Origin of the sequence: Kitasatospora sp. NPDC098663, from assembly GCF_044760075.1 — a bacterium.
Taxonomy (GTDB): domain Bacteria; phylum Actinomycetota; class Actinomycetes; order Streptomycetales; family Streptomycetaceae; genus Kitasatospora.
Map to the genome: position 1 here is coordinate 141,179 of NZ_JBIWAP010000008.1, position 15,563 is coordinate 156,741.

Annotated in this window: 10 protein-coding genes; 5 read left to right on the forward strand and 5 right to left on the reverse strand. The window is 73.2% G+C overall.

What is annotated here, in order from left to right; genetic code table 11:
* Positions 1–5 precede the first annotated feature (5 nt).
* Complete coding sequence (locus ACIQVZ_RS11345) at positions 6–1,691, forward strand: phytoene desaturase family protein (protein WP_402448929.1); 1,686 nt, start codon at positions 6–8, stop codon at positions 1,689–1,691.
* Entirely contained in the window at positions 1,688–2,743 is a 1,056-nt protein-coding gene (locus ACIQVZ_RS11350) for an NADP-dependent oxidoreductase (RefSeq protein WP_350880784.1), read from the forward strand. The genes ACIQVZ_RS11345 and ACIQVZ_RS11350 overlap by 4 nt, the downstream gene beginning before the upstream one ends.
* Before the next feature lie 43 nt (positions 2,744–2,786).
* On the opposite strand, the gene ACIQVZ_RS11355 is transcribed toward ACIQVZ_RS11350, so the two are convergent.
* From ACIQVZ_RS11355 to ACIQVZ_RS11375, 5 genes are all read right to left on the reverse strand, one after another.
* Complete coding sequence (locus ACIQVZ_RS11355; protein WP_402448932.1) at positions 2,787–4,172, reverse strand: hypothetical protein; 1,386 nt, start codon at positions 4,170–4,172, stop codon at positions 2,787–2,789.
* A gap of 149 nt (positions 4,173–4,321) precedes the next feature.
* Positions 4,322–5,560: a pyridoxal-phosphate dependent enzyme gene (locus ACIQVZ_RS11360; RefSeq protein ID WP_402448935.1), complete on the reverse strand. Its 1,239-nt coding sequence runs from the start codon at positions 5,558–5,560 to the stop codon at positions 4,322–4,324.
* Positions 5,561–5,640: 80 nt separating this feature from the next.
* Positions 5,641–6,195 carry a YceI family protein gene (locus ACIQVZ_RS11365; RefSeq protein ID WP_402448937.1) on the reverse strand — a complete coding sequence of 185 codons (555 nt, stop codon included), beginning with the start codon at positions 6,193–6,195 and terminating at the stop codon, positions 5,641–5,643.
* 217 nt (positions 6,196–6,412) lie between these two features.
* Positions 6,413–9,217 carry a penicillin acylase family protein gene (locus ACIQVZ_RS11370; RefSeq protein ID WP_402448940.1) on the reverse strand — a complete coding sequence of 935 codons (2,805 nt, stop codon included), beginning with the start codon at positions 9,215–9,217 and terminating at the stop codon, positions 6,413–6,415.
* Positions 9,218–9,449: 232 nt separating this feature from the next.
* The gene (locus ACIQVZ_RS11375) at positions 9,450–10,964 is read right to left on the reverse strand and encodes an FAD-dependent monooxygenase (RefSeq protein WP_402448942.1); all 1,515 of its coding nucleotides are present in this window, start codon (positions 10,962–10,964) and stop codon (positions 9,450–9,452) included.
* A 55-nt stretch (positions 10,965–11,019) separates the two neighbouring features.
* Between ACIQVZ_RS11375 and ACIQVZ_RS11380 the strand changes: the two genes are divergently transcribed.
* The 3 genes from ACIQVZ_RS11380 (at position 11,020) to ACIQVZ_RS11390 (ending at position 15,563) form a co-directional block, all read left to right on the forward strand.
* Entirely contained in the window at positions 11,020–11,658 is a 639-nt protein-coding gene (locus ACIQVZ_RS11380; protein ID WP_350880792.1) for a TetR/AcrR family transcriptional regulator C-terminal domain-containing protein, read from the forward strand.
* A 927-nt stretch (positions 11,659–12,585) separates the two neighbouring features.
* Entirely contained in the window at positions 12,586–14,022 is a 1,437-nt protein-coding gene (gene amrS / locus ACIQVZ_RS11385; protein ID WP_350880794.1) for an AmmeMemoRadiSam system radical SAM enzyme, read from the forward strand.
* Between the two features lie 35 nt (positions 14,023–14,057).
* Positions 14,058–15,563: a radical SAM protein gene (locus ACIQVZ_RS11390; RefSeq protein ID WP_402448944.1), complete on the forward strand. Its 1,506-nt coding sequence runs from the start codon at positions 14,058–14,060 to the stop codon at positions 15,561–15,563.

Below are 15,563 nucleotides of genomic sequence, written 5' to 3' on the forward strand. Positions count from 1 at the left end.
CCGGGATGAGTACCAGCAGGCAGACCATGGTGATCGTCGGCGGCGGGCTGGGCGGCCTGTCGACCGGCTGCTACGCGCAGATGAACGGCTACCGCACCACCGTCCTGGAGATGCACGAACTCCCCGGCGGCTGCTGCACGGCCTGGGACCGCGGCGAGTTCACCTTCGACTGCTGCGTGAGCTGGCTGCTCGGCAGCGGCCCCGGCAACGAGATGCACCAGATCTGGCTCGAACTCGGCGCGCTGCAGGGCAAGGTGATGCGCAACTTCGACGTCTTCAACGTGGTGCGCACCAGGGACGGCCGCGCCGTCTACTTCTACTCTGACCCCGACCGCCTCGAAGCGCACCTGCTCGACCTCGCCCCGGAGGACGCCCGGCGGATCCGGCAGTTCTGCGAAGGGCTGCGCAAGTTCCGCCGCGCCCTGGTCCGTTACCCCTTCCTCAAGCCGGTCGGACTGATGGGCCGGGCCGAACGCTGGCGGATGCTCGCCTCGTTCCTGCCGTACTTCAACGTCATCCGGCGCTCGATCACGGTGCTGATGAGCGACTACTCGGCGCGCTTCCGGAGCCCGCTGCTGCGCGAGGCGTTCAACTTCATCCTCTACGAGAAGCACCCCAACTTCCCGGTGCTGCCCACCTACTTCCAACTCGCCTCGCACGCCGGGCAGTCGGCCGGAGTGCCGGAGGGCGGCTCGCTCGGGCTGGCCCGGTCGATCGAGCAGCGCTACCGGCGGCTCGGCGGCGAGATCAGCTACAACACCAAGGTGGCCGAGATCCTGGTCGAGCAGGACCGGGCCGTCGGGGTGCGGCTGAGCGACGGCCGGGAGATCCGGGCGGACATCGTGGTCGCCGCCTGCGACGGACGCACCACCATGCTGGACCTGCTCAAGGGCCGCTACCTGAACGACACCTACCGCCGGCTGTACACCCGGACCATCACCGAGCCCGGCATGGTCTTCCCCGGCTACCTCACCGTCTTCCTCGGCCTGCGCCGCCCCTTCCCGGCCGGGGACCCGTGCACCACCTACCTGCTGGAGGACGAGGTAGCCGACCGGCTCACCGGCATCCGCCACCCCAGCATCAACGTCCAGTTCCGCAGCCGCCACTACCCCGAGCTGTCGCCCGCCGCGACGACCGTCGTCTACGCCAGCTACTTCTGCGACATCGCCCCCTGGCGGGAGTTGAGCACCGGCCCGGAGCAGGCGCCGCGGCTGCGGCGGGGCGAGGAACTGCACACCCTGCCGGTGGGCCGCGGGCGCGAGTACCAGCGCGAGAAGCGGCGGGTGCGGGACGCCATCGTGGAGTTCCTGGACGGGCACCACCCCGGTCTGAGGGACGCCGTCGCGGTCAAAGACGTGTCCACCCCGCTCACCCAGGTCCGCTACACCGGCAACTACGACGGCACGGTGCTCGGCTGGCAGCCGTTCGTGGAGAGCGGCGAGACGCTGGAGGAGGAGATCAAGCGCAACGGGCCCGGGCTTCCCGGCCTGGCGAACTTCTACCTCTCCGGCGTGTGGGCGACCACCGGGGGACTGATCCGGGCGGCCGCCGCCGGCCGGCACGTCGTCCAGTTCATCTGCCGCGACGACGGCCGGCCGTTCACCGCCGCCGTGGACGACAGCGCGCCGCCGCCCACCCTGGTCATCGAACCGGTCGGGCCCGCCGACCGGCGGTTTGGAGTCACCTCATGAGGGTCGAGAAGTGGGTCGTCCGCGAGCACGTGGACGGTGTGCCGGACGTCGATCGGATGTACCGGAAGGTGGTCGAGGAGGTGGACGTCCGCCTCGCCGCGGACCAGATGCTGCTGCGGACCAGGTACGTCTCGGTCGACCCGTACCTCCAGGGGATCGCCCTGGACACCCCGATCGGCGACCACATGGGCGCGGACTCCATCATGGAGGTGGTGGAGGCCGGGCCGGGCGCCGCCTTCGCCGTCGGCGACCTCGTGCAGGGCTTCGGCGGCTGGCGCAGCCACGTGATCAGCAACGGCGCCCCGGCGCTCTGGCAGACCGGCACCTTCCCGATGGTCTTCCCCGCCTACCGGCGGCTGGACCGGAGCGACTACGACGACGCCCTGCCGATCTCCACCGCCCTCGGCGTCCTCGGCGGCCCGGGGATGACCGCCTGGGGCACGGTCGAGAAGTTCCTGAAGGTCCGGCCGGGGGACACCGTGCTGGTCAGCGGGGCGTCCGGGGCGGTCGGCTCGGTGGTCGGACAGCTGGCCCGGCACCGGGGAGCCCGGGTCATCGGCACCACGGCCACCCCGGGCAAGGCCGACCGGCTGCGCGCCCTGGGCTTCGACGCGGTCCTGCTCTACCGCGACGGAGACGACCCCGAGCGACTGCGGGAGGAACTCGCCAAGCTCGCCCCGGCCGGCATCGACCGCTACTTCGACAGCCTCGGCGGGGCGCTCACCGACGCGGTCTTCTCCCTGCTCGCCGTGGACAGCCGGGTCGCGGTCTGCTGGCAGTGGGGCAGCCAGGTCGGCGGCGACTGGGCGGGCCCGCGACTGCTGCCGATGATCATGTTCCCGCGCACCACCATCCGCGGCATCTTCTCGCTGGAGTGGTTCACCGAGGAGAACTGGTCGGCCCTGCGGCAGGAACTGGGCGCCCTCGTCCGCAGCGGGGACCTCGGCTACCAGCAGACCGTCCACCGGGGCTTCGACAACATCCCGGCCGCCTACCGCAGCCTGTACGTGGACCGCTCCGCGAGCCGGGGCAAGGTACTCGTCGAACTCTGAGCCGGGGCGGGCGGTTCGTGCGCCCGCCCCGGTCGCGCGCAGGTCAGTTCAGGGTGAACCAGGTGGAGCGGGACTTCTTCCACTCCGGCTGGGCGAGGTCCTTGGCGGCGGTGCCGTCGCCGTACAGGTCGGCGGAGCCGTCGTCGGTGATCAGCTGGGCCCGGGCGCCGGGGGCGTCCAGGTTCGGCACGTCCGGGACGGCCTCCCAGGCGCCGGCGTCGGTGGTCGGCAGGTCGACCAGCTTGACCGGCTGGGAGCCCGGCTGCCCGTTCCAGCGGTAGAGGGCGTACGGGGCGGAGTTGTCCTCGGCGGACCAGGAGCCGGCCACGATCAGGTACTGGCCGAGGTCGTTGCGGCGCAGGTCGCGGATGGAGAGCCCGCCGAGGTCCAGCTCGACCGGCTCGCCGAAGGTCGCGTGCGAGGCCGAACCGGACAGCAGCGACGGGAGGTTGGTGACCGGGACGAGCAGCGCGCGGCCGCCGGTGACCGCCGGGGTCAGCGGCGCGCGGAAGCCGATGTACGCGGTGGTGGTGCTGCCCGGGGCGAACTCCAGCCCCTCGACGTTGAATCCGTCGATCTGCTTGGGCGCCTGCCCGTCCGCCGCGCCCGCCGCGAAGCCGTAGCGGTCGCCGTGGGCGCCGTCCCAGGCGATCAGGTCGTCGCGCAGGCCGTGGTACGAACCGGCCAGCGACAGCTGGGTGTCGGCGCCCGAACCGGTGACCTTCGTGGTGAACACGGTGTGCCGGTCCGGCTTGACCTTGCCGTCCTTGTTGTTGCCGAGCGAGCCCGTCCAGTAGATCGTGTCGCCGACCCGGGCCGCGGCCTCGATGTCGATCTCCTTGGAGACGCCGAGCGCGGAGCTGAAGTCCCAGGTGCGGACCGGCGCGCCGGAGGCGTTGCGGTCGTACAGCCGCAGCACGTTGGACTCGTCGTCGCCGACCAGGATGTAGCCGCCGCCCGCGTCCACCGCGGCGGAGGCGTCGCTGGAGCCGGTGAGGTAGCGGCTGGCGGCCGGGAACCGGACGGCGGGGGAGGCCGCGTAGTGCAGAGTGCGGGTCGCGGTCTTGCCGCCCAGGCCGGTCACCTTGATGGTGAGGTCGGTGTAGCCGACGCCCTGCGCGGCGACCGCCAGGGTGCGGGTGCCGCCGGTGCCCGTCACCGCCACGTCGCCGGTCCGCGCGACGGCGCTGCGGGTGCTCGCCGAGGCGGCGACGGTCAGCGCCGAGGCCGCGGCCCCGCTCTGCGCCACCGCCACGGACACCGTCGGATCGCCGGTGGCGCCGACCGCGCCGGACAGGTAGCCGGCCGAGAAGGTGATCGTCGGAGTGCCGTACGAGGCCGCGGCGGCCGGGACGACCGGCAGGGCGAGTACGGGCAGCGCCGCGACGGCGACGGCCAGCGGGAGCAGACGGCGGGGGGAACGGGACACGGTGACAGCCCTTCGACGCACGGAGAGGAGCGGGGGCGGTGCGGATCCGGACCAGCCTGGGCGGCCGCGGCGAACGCCAACCCTACGCGGGCGGACCGGATGGCGAACAGCAGGCCTCCAACGCCGGACGGGAGTCGGCGTGGATACTGCTAGCCGCGGATTCCGGCCGTGTGCAGGCGGCGGCGGACCTCCGCCCACTCCGGGGCGACCGGCGCGGTCGTCCGCGCGCCGACGCCCCGGTCCTTGAACCCGCTGGACGTCGACACGCACACCACCGGACCCTCGGCCTCCCCGAGGCCCTCGACGCCGCCGAGGCTGCGCAGCCCGGCGAGCCCGGCCGCCGCGGACAGCTCGGTCCAGAGCCCGGCGCGGGCCAGTTCGGCCTGGGCGGCGGCGAGTCGGCCGTCGTCCAGGGCCAGCACCCGGCCGCCGCTCTCGCGGACCGCGACCACGCCCCGGTAGCCGCAGACCGGGGAGGCGATCGAGTACGCCTCGCTCGGCCCCACCGTCACCCGGGCCGCCGGCAGGCCCTGGCGGACGGCAAGGGCGAGCGGCGCGCCGGACGCGGACTCGCAGGCGACGATGCGCGGCACCCGGTCGGCCAGGCCGAGCCGGTGCAGTTCGCTGAAGCCCTTCCAGACGCCGAAGAGCAGTTCCCCGTAGCCGGTGGGCACGAACACCGCGGCCGGCACGCCGATGTCCCGGAAGATCTCGTACGCCACCGTCTTGTAGCCCTCGGGGCCGTACGCGTGGCCGGTGTGGGTGGTGGTGAGGTTGCTGACCGGGTGCAGGCCCAGCCGGTCCACGACCTGCCGCAGCAGCGGCCAGCGGGCCTCCCACGGCACCGGCAGCACGACGGCGCCGTAGGCGTTGAGGAACGCGTCGACGGCCGGCGGCAGGCCGGGCCCGGTGATCACCACGCAGCGCAGCCCGGCCCGGGCGGCGTAGGCGGCGGCGGACGCGCCGTGGTTGCCGGAGGAGGCCACCGCGATCCCGGGCGCGCCGACGCCCACGGCGGCGCTGGTGGTGCAGCGGTTCAGCCGGTCCTTGTGGCTCCAGGTCGGGTTGCGGGCCTCGTCTTTGACGTACACCCCGGGTTCGAGCTCGACCAGCGGCGTGCCGCCCTCGCCCAGGCCCGGCGCGAGCAGCGGCGGCAGCAGGGGGGCCCACCGCTCCAGCCCGCCGCGCGGCGCCCCGGCGTCCGCGCCCGGGGCGAACAGGGCGGCGGCGTCGGCCTCGTGGTAGGCGTAGTCGACCTCGACGGGGTAGGAGACGTCCTCGGTCCCGGTGCGGGGACAGCCCGTGGTGAGCGGGGGCCACAACGGGTAGTCGAGGGCGGGATCGCCGAGGGAGCGCTGGCCGGTTGCGAGGGAGCCGTCTGTCGCCATGTCAGGAGCCTAACCGGGCCTGCGCCGCCCGGTCCGGCGGATTCCGGGGCCCGGTGGGCCGCTCCTGGCTCCCGCGGCCGCTACTGAGCCTGTCGGACGGCCGAGACGTCGAACTCCAGGACGACCTTGTCGCCGACCAGGACGCCGCCGCCCTCCAGGGCCGCGTTCCAGGTCACCCCGAAGTCCTTGCGGCTGATCGCCACCGAACCCTCCAGGCCCACCCGCAGGTTGCCGTAGGGGTCGACGGCGTTGCCCGTGTACTCGACGTCGATGGTGACCGGGCGGGTGACGTCCTTGACGGTGAGGTCGCCCGTCACCCGGAACTCGCCGTCCCCGCGCGGCTCGACCGCCGTCGTGGCGAAGGCGATGGTCGGGAAGTTCGGCACGTCCAGGAAGTCGTTGGTGCGCAGGTGCTGGTCGCGCTGCTCGACGCCGGTGTCGATGCTCTCCGTCCGGATCGTCACCCGGGCGGTGGAACGGCCCGGGTCGGCGCCGTCCAGATGGGCACTGCCCTCGAAGGCGGTGAAGGAGCCGCGGACCTTGGTCACCATGGCGTGGCGCGCCACGAAGCCGATCCGGGTGTGGGCGGGGTCGAGGACGTAGTCCCCGGTGAGCTCGGACAGGGAGACGGTCATGGTCGGCTTACCTCCTGGGCGTGTGTGGGGCCTCTCCGGGGAATCGCGGGGGGTCGGGTCCTCGGGGGTAGCCGACCCCGGCGGCGGTGCCGCCCCGGTCGCCCCGGACCACGCTAGGTGCTGCGCCCCGTCCCCGCCCGTCGGGCCCGGGCCGCTGTCTTCCACGCGGGTGCCCCCGCCCGGGGCGGGCGGGGGCACCGGCGGGCGTCCGCGAGGTTCAGCGGTGGCTCGGGAACTGCACCACCTGCTGGTAGGTCGGACGGTTCTGCCAGGTGGTCTTGTCGTCCGTGACACCGCCGAGCGGGCGCTGGATGATCGTGTCGGCGCACCACTGGTCGCCGGCGGAGCAGTCCGCGTCGCCCGGGTAGACCTGGGCCGGGGTCTGGGCGGCCGCCCGCTTCAGGGTGTCCAGCAGCACGCCCCGGCAGGCCGCCAGATCGCCCCCGCCGCAGTACGGGCGGGCCAGCGGGCCGGCCACCTGGTCGCCCAGGACGGACCGCAGGTCCTTGTCCAGGTAGCTCCACCAGCCGTACTGGAAGGCCGAACCCTTGTGCGGGATCGCCTCGTTGGCGCTCACGGGGCCGCCGCCGCCCGGTCCGGTCTGGCCGCCGGAGGGCGACTCGTTGATCTGGAGGGCGCCGGTCAGGGCCGCGAACAGCTGGTCCCCGAGGCCGGGTCGCATGACGCCCTCCGCGAGCAGCGGCCACCAGGCGTCCAGGACGCGGATCGCGGTGGCGTCCGCGTAGCCGTGGCTTCCGGGCGACGTCTCCTTCCGCTGGGCGCCGTCCGCCAGCCAGGCCTCCAACTGCTGGAGCGCGGTGGCGGCGGCCGGATCGGTGACGGGGGCGCCGCGCAGCACCCGGATCAGGTCCGGCAGGACGTCCTCGGCGCGCAGGTCGGCCAGGGCGGCGCTCGCCATGGCCTGGGTGAGCGAGACCCGGCTCGCCTTGCCGCCGTTGCGCAGCAGCGCCTTGACCCGGTCGTCGAGCAGGTTGCCGCGGTGCACCGAGCCGTTGCCGAACCCGGCCGAGGTGAAGCCGTCGGCCTGCTTGTTGTTCCAGGAGATGTAGTAGTCCTGGTTGACGGACTGCGGGTGCTCGGCCGCCGGGGTGTACCGGGCGGTGTTGGTCGCGGGGTCGAAGTCGGCCCACTCGTAGGCCGGTTCGGCGCGCAGCGGCAGGCCGGCGTCGACCCCGGGGGCGCGCACCGGGTTGCTGCCGGAGTTGTAGTACGCGATGTCGCGCGAGTCGGCGTAGAACCAGTTGAAGGTGTAGTTGATGTCCTGCGCCGCCTGCTGGAAGCTCGTCGCGTCGTGCACCGCGCCGGGGTCGTTGAGCTCCTGGAAGCCGATGATGGAGTCCGCCTCGTGCCGGTAGGTGGAGCGCAGCGAGGTGAAGGCCACGGGGGCGCCGCCGACCGTGCCGCGGGCGGTCACCAGGCCGTACCTGCTGCGGTACATCACCAGGGTGTAGGAGCCGGCGGCGGTGGAGTCGGCGGTGGTCGGGTTCCAGGTGTTCTTGCGTTCCAGCCGGTCGAAGGGGACGCACTGGCCGTGCCAGAGGTAGGAGCCGGCGGCGGTGGTGGCCGGGGAGCCGTCGGTGGTGCAGAGCGGGACGGCGTAGGTGTCGGTGATGTCCTGCCCGGCGGAGGTGGCGCTCCAGGCGTAGTCCTGGCCGCGGCCGAGCTGCACGTAGAAGCTCAGGCCGGCGAAGGCCGCGCCGCGCGCGCTGATGCCGGGGCCCTGGATCTCCTCCAGCATCAGCAGCTGCGGGGCGAAGTAGCCGGTCTGCGGGCCGAACACGGCGACCGGGTGGCCGTCGTCGGTGTGGGCGCCGGAGACCAGCAGGGCGTTGGACATGCCGTGCTTGGCGGTGAGCAGGTTGCCGGGCAGCACGCCCGGGGCGGCGGTCCGCGCGGCGCCGGTGCCCGTGCCGGTGGCGTCGTAGATCATCCGCTCGGGCACCACCGAGCCGGGGTCGGGCAGCGCCTCGCCCTGCGGGGCGTCGGGGACCGGGGCGTAGGGGAAGCGCTGGCCGTCGTGCAGGGTCTGGACGGCCTCCGGGTCGTCGGCCTCGCGCAGCGACTTCCAGACCGCGTCCCCGGCGTCCTTGCCGTAGCGGGCCTCGGCGGCCGACTTGACCTGGGCGGAGGCGAGTTCACCGCCGCCGCCGGAGCCGAACAGGGCGCCGACCACGGAGGCCAGGGCGACCAGGTCGGTCAGCTTGAACGGCTCGATCGACCCGGCGTTGGTGATCGGGTCGATGTGTCCGGTCAGGTCGTACTCGCCGGGGAAGGTGCGGGCGTTGTAGGACTCCTTGGCGTACTGGTTGATGCCGTCCAGGTAGGCGTTCGCGTCGGTGAGGGCCTGGGCGGCCCGGCCGCCGCGGGCCGCCAGGGCGTCGATCTGCTGTTGCAGTTCCGCCTCGGTGTACGGCGCGGCCTGCCAGAAGCTCTGCTCCAGCTGGCGGTTGGCGGCGGCGCCGCCGGCGAAGCCGGACAGCTGGCCGCGGCCCACGTGCCGGAACAGGTCCATCACCCACAGGCGGTCCTGGGCGGCGGCGTAGCCCGCGCCGTACTCGGTGCCGTAGCGGGTGGTGCCGGTGATGTGCGGGACGCCGGTGGCCTTGTCGCGGACGATGGTGACGTCGGCGCGCGGGCTGATGGTGCTGGCCACCTGGTCGGCGGGGACGCCGAAGGAGGCGTCGTTGAAGAAGTCGCGCAGCTTGGCCTCGGTCAGGCCCGGGTAGCCGGAGGCGAGGGCGGCGTACGGGCCGAGCTGGTCGTCGGTGTGGGCGGGGCGGCTGCCGAACATCCGGTTGAGCAGGATCTCGGCGAGCGTGGCGTTGCCGTTCTCGCCGGGCGGCAGGATGTCCCGGCAGTGGCCGCCGCAGTAGTCGGCCGCGGTGGCGGTCGGGGCTGCGGGGGCGGCGGCGGTGGGGGTGGTGGTCAGGGCGGCGGTGATGAGCAGGGCCGACGCGACGGCGGCGGCCGGGAAGCGCGGGGGGTGGGGGCGTAGGCGCAAGGGGAGCTCCTCCGTCGAAGCCACGGGAGCTCGACGGTAGGGGCGTTACTGACCGGTTGGCTAGTGGCGTGCATGCCATTTCCGGTGGGGCGCGGCCGGGTTGGCGATCCGGCGGGGCCGTCTGCCGTCCGGCGGCGAGGCGGGCGGCGGCGGGTGGCCGGGGTGGTGGTGAGCGGCGTCAGGTCGGCGGCCCTCGGGGCCCGGAGGGGGCGCCCGGGGGCCCGACCGGTCCTCAGTGCAGGGGGATCGCGGCGGCAGGGTGGGCCGTCGTCGCCGTGACGGCCGCGTGTGCGGCCGTGACCAGCGCGGGGAGGTGCTGTTCCTCGGTGAGCCAGGCCAGGTGCCCGTCGGGCCGGACCAGGGCGGCGGTGACGCCGCGCCAGGCGGGCCGCGACGCGGCGAGCGGCCCGCCGGCAACGGTGACGCCCGGGTGGGTGGCGTGGGCGAGGGCGGCGAACTCGGGTCCGGCCCGACCGGTGAGGTCGAGCAGGACGTGGCGGCCCGCTCGCAGCAGCGTGAACAGGCCGGGGCCGCCCGCCGCCCCGGCCGGTCGCAGGTCGGGCGCCCGGGAGCCGGTCAGCGGGTGCGCCCCGTCGGCGGGGTCGGCCGGGTAGGCGGCCGCGAGGCCGGCCGCGCGACCGGCCAGTTCGTCCGAGAACTCGTCGACGCCGGTGATGAGTTCGGCGAGCAGGTCGCGCAGGGCCAGCGTCATCGGCGAGTGGTCGATCATCAGCCCGGACTGGGCGTGGGTGGAGCGCAGCAGCTCCACTCCGACCGGGTGGCGCTCGGCGTGGTAACTGTCGAGCAGGCCGTCGGGGGCGGAGCCGGTGATGGTGCGGGCGAGCTTCCAACCGAGGTTGGCGGCGTCCTGCATGCCGACGTTGAGTCCGGGCCCGCCGGCCGGGAAGTGCGAGTGCGCGGCGTCGCCCGCCACCAGGACCCGCCCGTGCCGGTACCGGTCGGCCTGGCGGGAGGCGTTGCCGAAGGTGGAGATCCAGCCGGCCTCGCGCATCCCGAAGTCCGTCCCGGTGATCCCGAGGACCTTGGCGCGCAGCTGCTCGAAGGTCAACGGGCCGGGCTTGGTGCGGACGGTCGCCGTGTCGTTGCCGACCACTCGGTGCACCCCGTCGGGCAGTGGGAAGATCATCACGGTGCCGTGCTCGTTGGAGACGGAGCGCCAGGGCGGCGGCGCGTCGAGCACGGTGTCCGCCATCCAGGCCCAGGCGCTGGCCGGGGTGCCGGGGAAGCCGATGCCCGCCGCCTCGCGCACGGTGCTGCGGGTGCCGTCGCAGCCGACCAGGTAGGCGGTGCGCAGCTGGTAGGGCCCGTCCGGGCCGAGGACGTGGACGGTGACCGCGTCGTCGTCCTGCTCCAGCCCGGTGACGCGGTGTCCGCGCAGCAGCCGGGCGCCGGTCGAGCGGAGGTGTTCGGCGAGCAGCTCCTCGGTGCGCACCTGGGGGAGCGAGAGCGTGAACGGGTACGGCGTGTCCAGCCGGCTGAAGTCCAGCCGGGGCGGCAGGGCGGCGAAGTGCCCGCCGGGGATGCGCACGCCCTCGGCGAGGAAGGGCTCCACCAGGCCGCGGGAGGCCAGCAGTTCCAGGGTGCGCGGGTGCACGGTGGTGGCCCGCGAGTGCGGGTCGGGTTCGGTGCGGCTCTCCAGCACGGTGACCTCGATGCCCTGCAGCCGGAGTTCGGCGGCGAGCCAGAGCCCGACCGGGCCCCCGCCGGCGATGACGACCTGTTCCATGGTCCATTCCCCTCTTGGTCAGTGACCAACGACTTGGCTCCAGTAGACTAGGTCAGTGACCAAGAAGCAAGCCCAGGACACCCCCCGGACCCGACTCGACGCCGACACGGTGGTTCGCGCCGCCCTCGACCTGCTGGACGACAAGGGCGCCGCCGCCGTCTCCGTGCGCGGCGTCGCCGAACGGCTCGGCGTCCGGATGAACACCGTGCTCTGGCACGCCAAGACCAAGGGCCGCCTGCTGGAGCTCATGGCGGACGCGATCGTCGGCGAGATCCCGCTCGACGACCTGCCCGCGCCCTGGCACGAACGGGCCCGCGAACTCGCCCACCGCTACCGCCGGTGCCTGCTGGCCCACCGCGACGGCGCGGTCATCGTCGCCGGCACCTACGCCGCCGAGCCCGGCACCCTGCGCTTCGCCGACGCCATGATCGCCGCGCTCCTCGACAGCGGACTGGACGAGCGCCGCGCGTCCTGGGTGTTCTGGAGCATCCAGTACCTGACCCTCGGCCTGGTCCAGGAGGAGCAGGCCCTGGCCGCGCAGGACGGCGTGCACACCCTCGTCCCGGCCCTCGCCGGCGGCGACTACCCGGCGCTCGCCCGGGTCGTCCCGCACATGGAGGATGTCGCCTTCACCGAGCGCTTCGAGTTCGGCCTCTCGCGGATCCTCTCCCCGTCCGGCCCCACCGCCCCCTGAATTCCCAGCAGCCGCCTCCTCGTTGCCCCGGCCGCTCCACACGCCCCCCCTCGGAACCGCCTTTGCCGGTGCGCGGCGAGCGGCGGGTGGGGCGGCCGATCGGCTCTGTGGCGGCAGGTGTTCCGCCGACCGGCGGCGATTTTCGGCCCTCCTCCCACATCGGGCGATCCCGGCGGCGCCACCCCGCCGGATCGACGCCCGCCGTTCCCCGGCCCGGGAACCCGCTGGGCAGGCGCGAGATCACCGTTTGTGAGGCTTGCCTAACCTGCGCCCCGCCGCGACCGGAGGGCCCTGTCCGCTTCGCGGTGTTGGCCGGATCGGGCGGCACGCGGACTTCTTGACAGGCGGGAGCCCGTACGCCGAAGCTCATCGCAGTTGGCGAATTTCTCACCGAACTCCCGCTCCGCTTCGGCCTCTTCGCGAGGCGGTTTTCTCAGCAGTGGCTTCGTCATGAGGGAAAGTGAGATCCGCTTGACGTTCGTGACCGCGGAAACCCGCGCGGAACCGGCCCGCCCGGTGAAAGCGAGACACCGGGACAGTGGCGTTCCGGACCACGGGCGGATGTACGGGCGGATGTACGGGCGGGCCGATGTCGAATTCCACACCACAGTGCGGGAATTCGGGTTTCCCGACCGCGCCGCCCCGGCGCGCCCCGCCCCGGCGCGCCCCGCCCCGGCGCGCCCCGCCCCGGCGCGCCCCGCCCCGGCGCGCCCCGCCCCGGCGCGCCCCGCCCCGGCGTGCCCCGCGCACGTGACCGCACCTCCTCCGGCGACGGCCTGATCCGGAGGGCCCCGCCCGGTGCGGACGACCGCGCCGGGCCGTCCGGGATCCACCTGTCCGGCCCCGATTCGTCCGGCCCCGATCCGTCGCCTCCGTACCACCGCCGCCGTACCACCGTGTCCGTACCACCGCACGGAAGGAACAGCCATGTCGCAGAACACCTGGGACAAGGAACCACGCCCCGCCAGGCTGGAGGAACGCCTGGACGACGGTGTGGTCCGATGTCATCTCAGCCCCCGGAACTGCCGGATCCGCCCCGGCCAGCACGGATTCTGCATGGTCCGGGCCAACCGGGACGGCCGCCTGGTGACCCTGAACTACGGGCGCTCGGTCCACGCCACCGAGGAGACCATCGAGACCGAGGCGGTGTTCCACTACGCGCCCGGCGCCCGGATCCTCTCGATGGGGAACGTCGGCTGCATGCTCAACTGCGACTACTGCCACAACTGGAAGACGTCGCAGGCGCGCCACGTGGAGGACAAGGACGTCTACCACTACACGCCCGAGGAGGTCGTGGACATCGCCGTCCGGCACGGCGTGAAGGTGATCTCCTGGACCTACAACGACCCGGTGGTGTGGCACGAGTTCGTGGTGGAGACGGCCGCCCTCGCCAAGGCGGCGGGAATCGTCAACCTCTACAAGTCCGCGTTCTTCATCAGCGGTGAGGCGATCGAGGAACTGATCCCGGTGATCGACATCTTCTCGGTGTCGATCAAGTCCCTGGACCCGAAGTACTACCGGAAGATCACCAAGGGCTGGCTGGAACCGGTCCTGGAGGGCACCGAGCAGGTGTTCCGGGCCGGGAAGCACGTCGAGGTCTCCACGCTGATGGTCACCGACCTCAGCGACGACGAGGCGACCGCCCGGGACATGGCGAGGTTCGTCGGCGAGCGGCTCAGCCCCGACGTGCCCACGCACTTCGTGCGCTTCCACCCGGACTACAAGATGACCAACACCATCCGCACCCCCGTCGACCGGCTGGAACGGGCCCGCAAGGTCGCCATGGACATGGGGCTCAACCACGTCTACCTGGGGAACGTGTACGACACGGAGTCGACCAACACCTGGTGCCACCGGTGCGGGCAGCTCCAGATCACCCGCTACGGCCTGAACGCCGACCTGGTCGGGCTGGACGCGGCCGGCGCCTGCGTCGGCTGCGGCGCCCGCTCGTCGATCGTCCAACTGCCCGACGCCCACCCGCGCGCCCGGGTGCCCGAACTCCCCGCCGCCGAGGGCCTGGATCTGGCCCGCTTCGACTGGCACGGCGACGTCCGCGCCCTGCACGTCCAGGTGCGCAACACCTCCGCCGCGCCGGTGCGGGCCTACCACCGCCGCTACGGCGATCCGGCCGCGGACCAGGGCTGGCAGGTCATCGACCTGGCCCCGCAGGAGAGCTTCCGGTACATCGCGGCCAAGAGCACGTCGGGCGAGGTCGGCGTCCAGGTGGCCGTACCGCCGCAGTGCACCTCCAGCCTCCACCAGGTCTTCGACCGCGCGCACTTCCCGACCGTGGAGGCCTCCGCCGGGACGCTGAACGAGGACGTCTCGCCGCTGCCGCTCTTCCAGCCCCGCGCCAGGTCATGACCGGGCCCGCGAGCACGACGGAGCAGGCGGGCCCGATGCGGCACGGGACCGACTACCGCGTCCTGCCGTTCAGTGACGACCTGTCGGCCGTCCTCATCACCGGGAGCCACCGGTTGCTGCTCGCCCCGGCGGACACCGCCGAGCGGCTGGCCTCCGGCGTCGGCCACCTGCGGCCGGACGAGCGGCGGGCCTGGGAGCGGTTGCAGGCCGGCGCCGCCACCGGCCGGGAGGCCAACCGCCTCCGGCTCCGGGAGAGCGCGCTGTCCGACGGCGCCGACTTCGCGGTCAACGTCAACCTGACGAACGTGTGCAACCTCGCCTGCACGTACTGCTTCGCCGAGGGCGGCGACTACGGCCGGATCACCGAGGCGATGGGCGAGCACTCGATCGCCTGGATCTTCGACTTCATCCACCGCTACGCCGCGCCCGGGCAGCGGGTCCGCTTCGAGTTCTTCGGCGGGGAGCCACTGGCGAACTTCACGGTGATCCGCAAGATCTGCGAACGCGCCCGCGACCTCACCGGGCGCTCGGGCACCGAGTTCGTCCACCGGATCTCGACCAACCTCACCCTGATGCCCCAGGGCGTCGAGGAGCTGTTCCGCGACCACCGGTTCATCGTCTCGGTCTCGATCGACGGCGGCCGCGAGGTCCAGGACGCCAACCGCCCGTCCAAGCACGGGAAGGGCTCCTACGACCGGATCGTCCGCAACCTGTTCCGGCTGCGCGAGGCGTGCGGCGACGACGTCACCCTGGTGGCCCGGATGACCATCGCGACGGCGCGGCCCAGCCTCACCGAGAGCGTGCTCGACCTGTGGGGGCTCGACCTCTTCGACTACTTCCAGATCTATCCGGGCGTCTACCCGGTGGAGCAGGGCACGACGGTGCCCATCGCCCTCACGCTGGGGGACCGGAAGCTGTCCGAGCCCAAGGGCATCCAGTACATCAACCACTTCCTCCAGCCCGGCATCGTGGAGCAGTTCAAGGACTTCCTGGTCCACTACCCGCGGCTGTTCGCCCCCGACAACCGGTTCAAGGGCGTGCTGGAGTACGAGCGCGCCGTGCAGATGGTCACCGAGGGCGCGGCGGCGCTGGCGTTCTGCTCGGGCGGCCGGACGTACTACACGCACTCCCCGGACGGCAGCGTCAGCCCCTGCCACCGCCTGGTCGGCGACCAGGGCTTCGACGTGGGCACCGGGGCCGAGGGCCTCACCCGGGACCACCCCGAGTGGCGGCGCACCGTCGACGAGCACCGGGTGTGCGGGTCCTGCTGGGCCCGCTACCTGTGCGGCGGGGGCTGCCGGCAGGAGAACCACGTGGCCTCGGGTGACGTGAACGTCCTCAACACCGAGTCCTGCCAGTACCAGTTGATGCTCGCGGAGGAGGTCGTCAAGATGCTGGCCCGCTCCGCCGCCGACTACCGCGAGCGGTCGCGGGCGCGCTACGACGACCTCTTCGTCTCGTGCGGGCGCCCGGTGGTCCCCAACGACCGGCCGGCCCTCGACACGGCCGCCGACGTCCGCCCGTTCCAGGTCCTCTGCTGA

Bases quoted from the DNA above. Each gene is read 5' to 3' on its own strand.
- ACIQVZ_RS11365 (WP_402448937.1), bottom strand. From the start codon at position 6,195: ATGACCGTCTCCCTGTCCGAGCTCACCGGGGACTACGTCCTCGACCCC.
- amrS (WP_350880794.1), top strand. From the start codon at position 12,586: ATGTCGCAGAACACCTGGGACAAGGAACCACGCCCCGCCAGGCTGGAG.
- ACIQVZ_RS11350 (WP_350880784.1), top strand. From the start codon at position 1,688: ATGAGGGTCGAGAAGTGGGTCGTCCGCGAGCACGTGGACGGTGTGCCG.
- ACIQVZ_RS11375 (WP_402448942.1), bottom strand. From the start codon at position 10,964: ATGGAACAGGTCGTCATCGCCGGCGGGGGCCCGGTCGGGCTCTGGCTC.
- ACIQVZ_RS11360 (WP_402448935.1), bottom strand. From the start codon at position 5,560: ATGGCGACAGACGGCTCCCTCGCAACCGGCCAGCGCTCCCTCGGCGAT.
- ACIQVZ_RS11345 (WP_402448929.1), top strand. From the start codon at position 6: ATGAGTACCAGCAGGCAGACCATGGTGATCGTCGGCGGCGGGCTGGGC.
- ACIQVZ_RS11390 (WP_402448944.1), top strand. From the start codon at position 14,058: ATGCGGCACGGGACCGACTACCGCGTCCTGCCGTTCAGTGACGACCTG.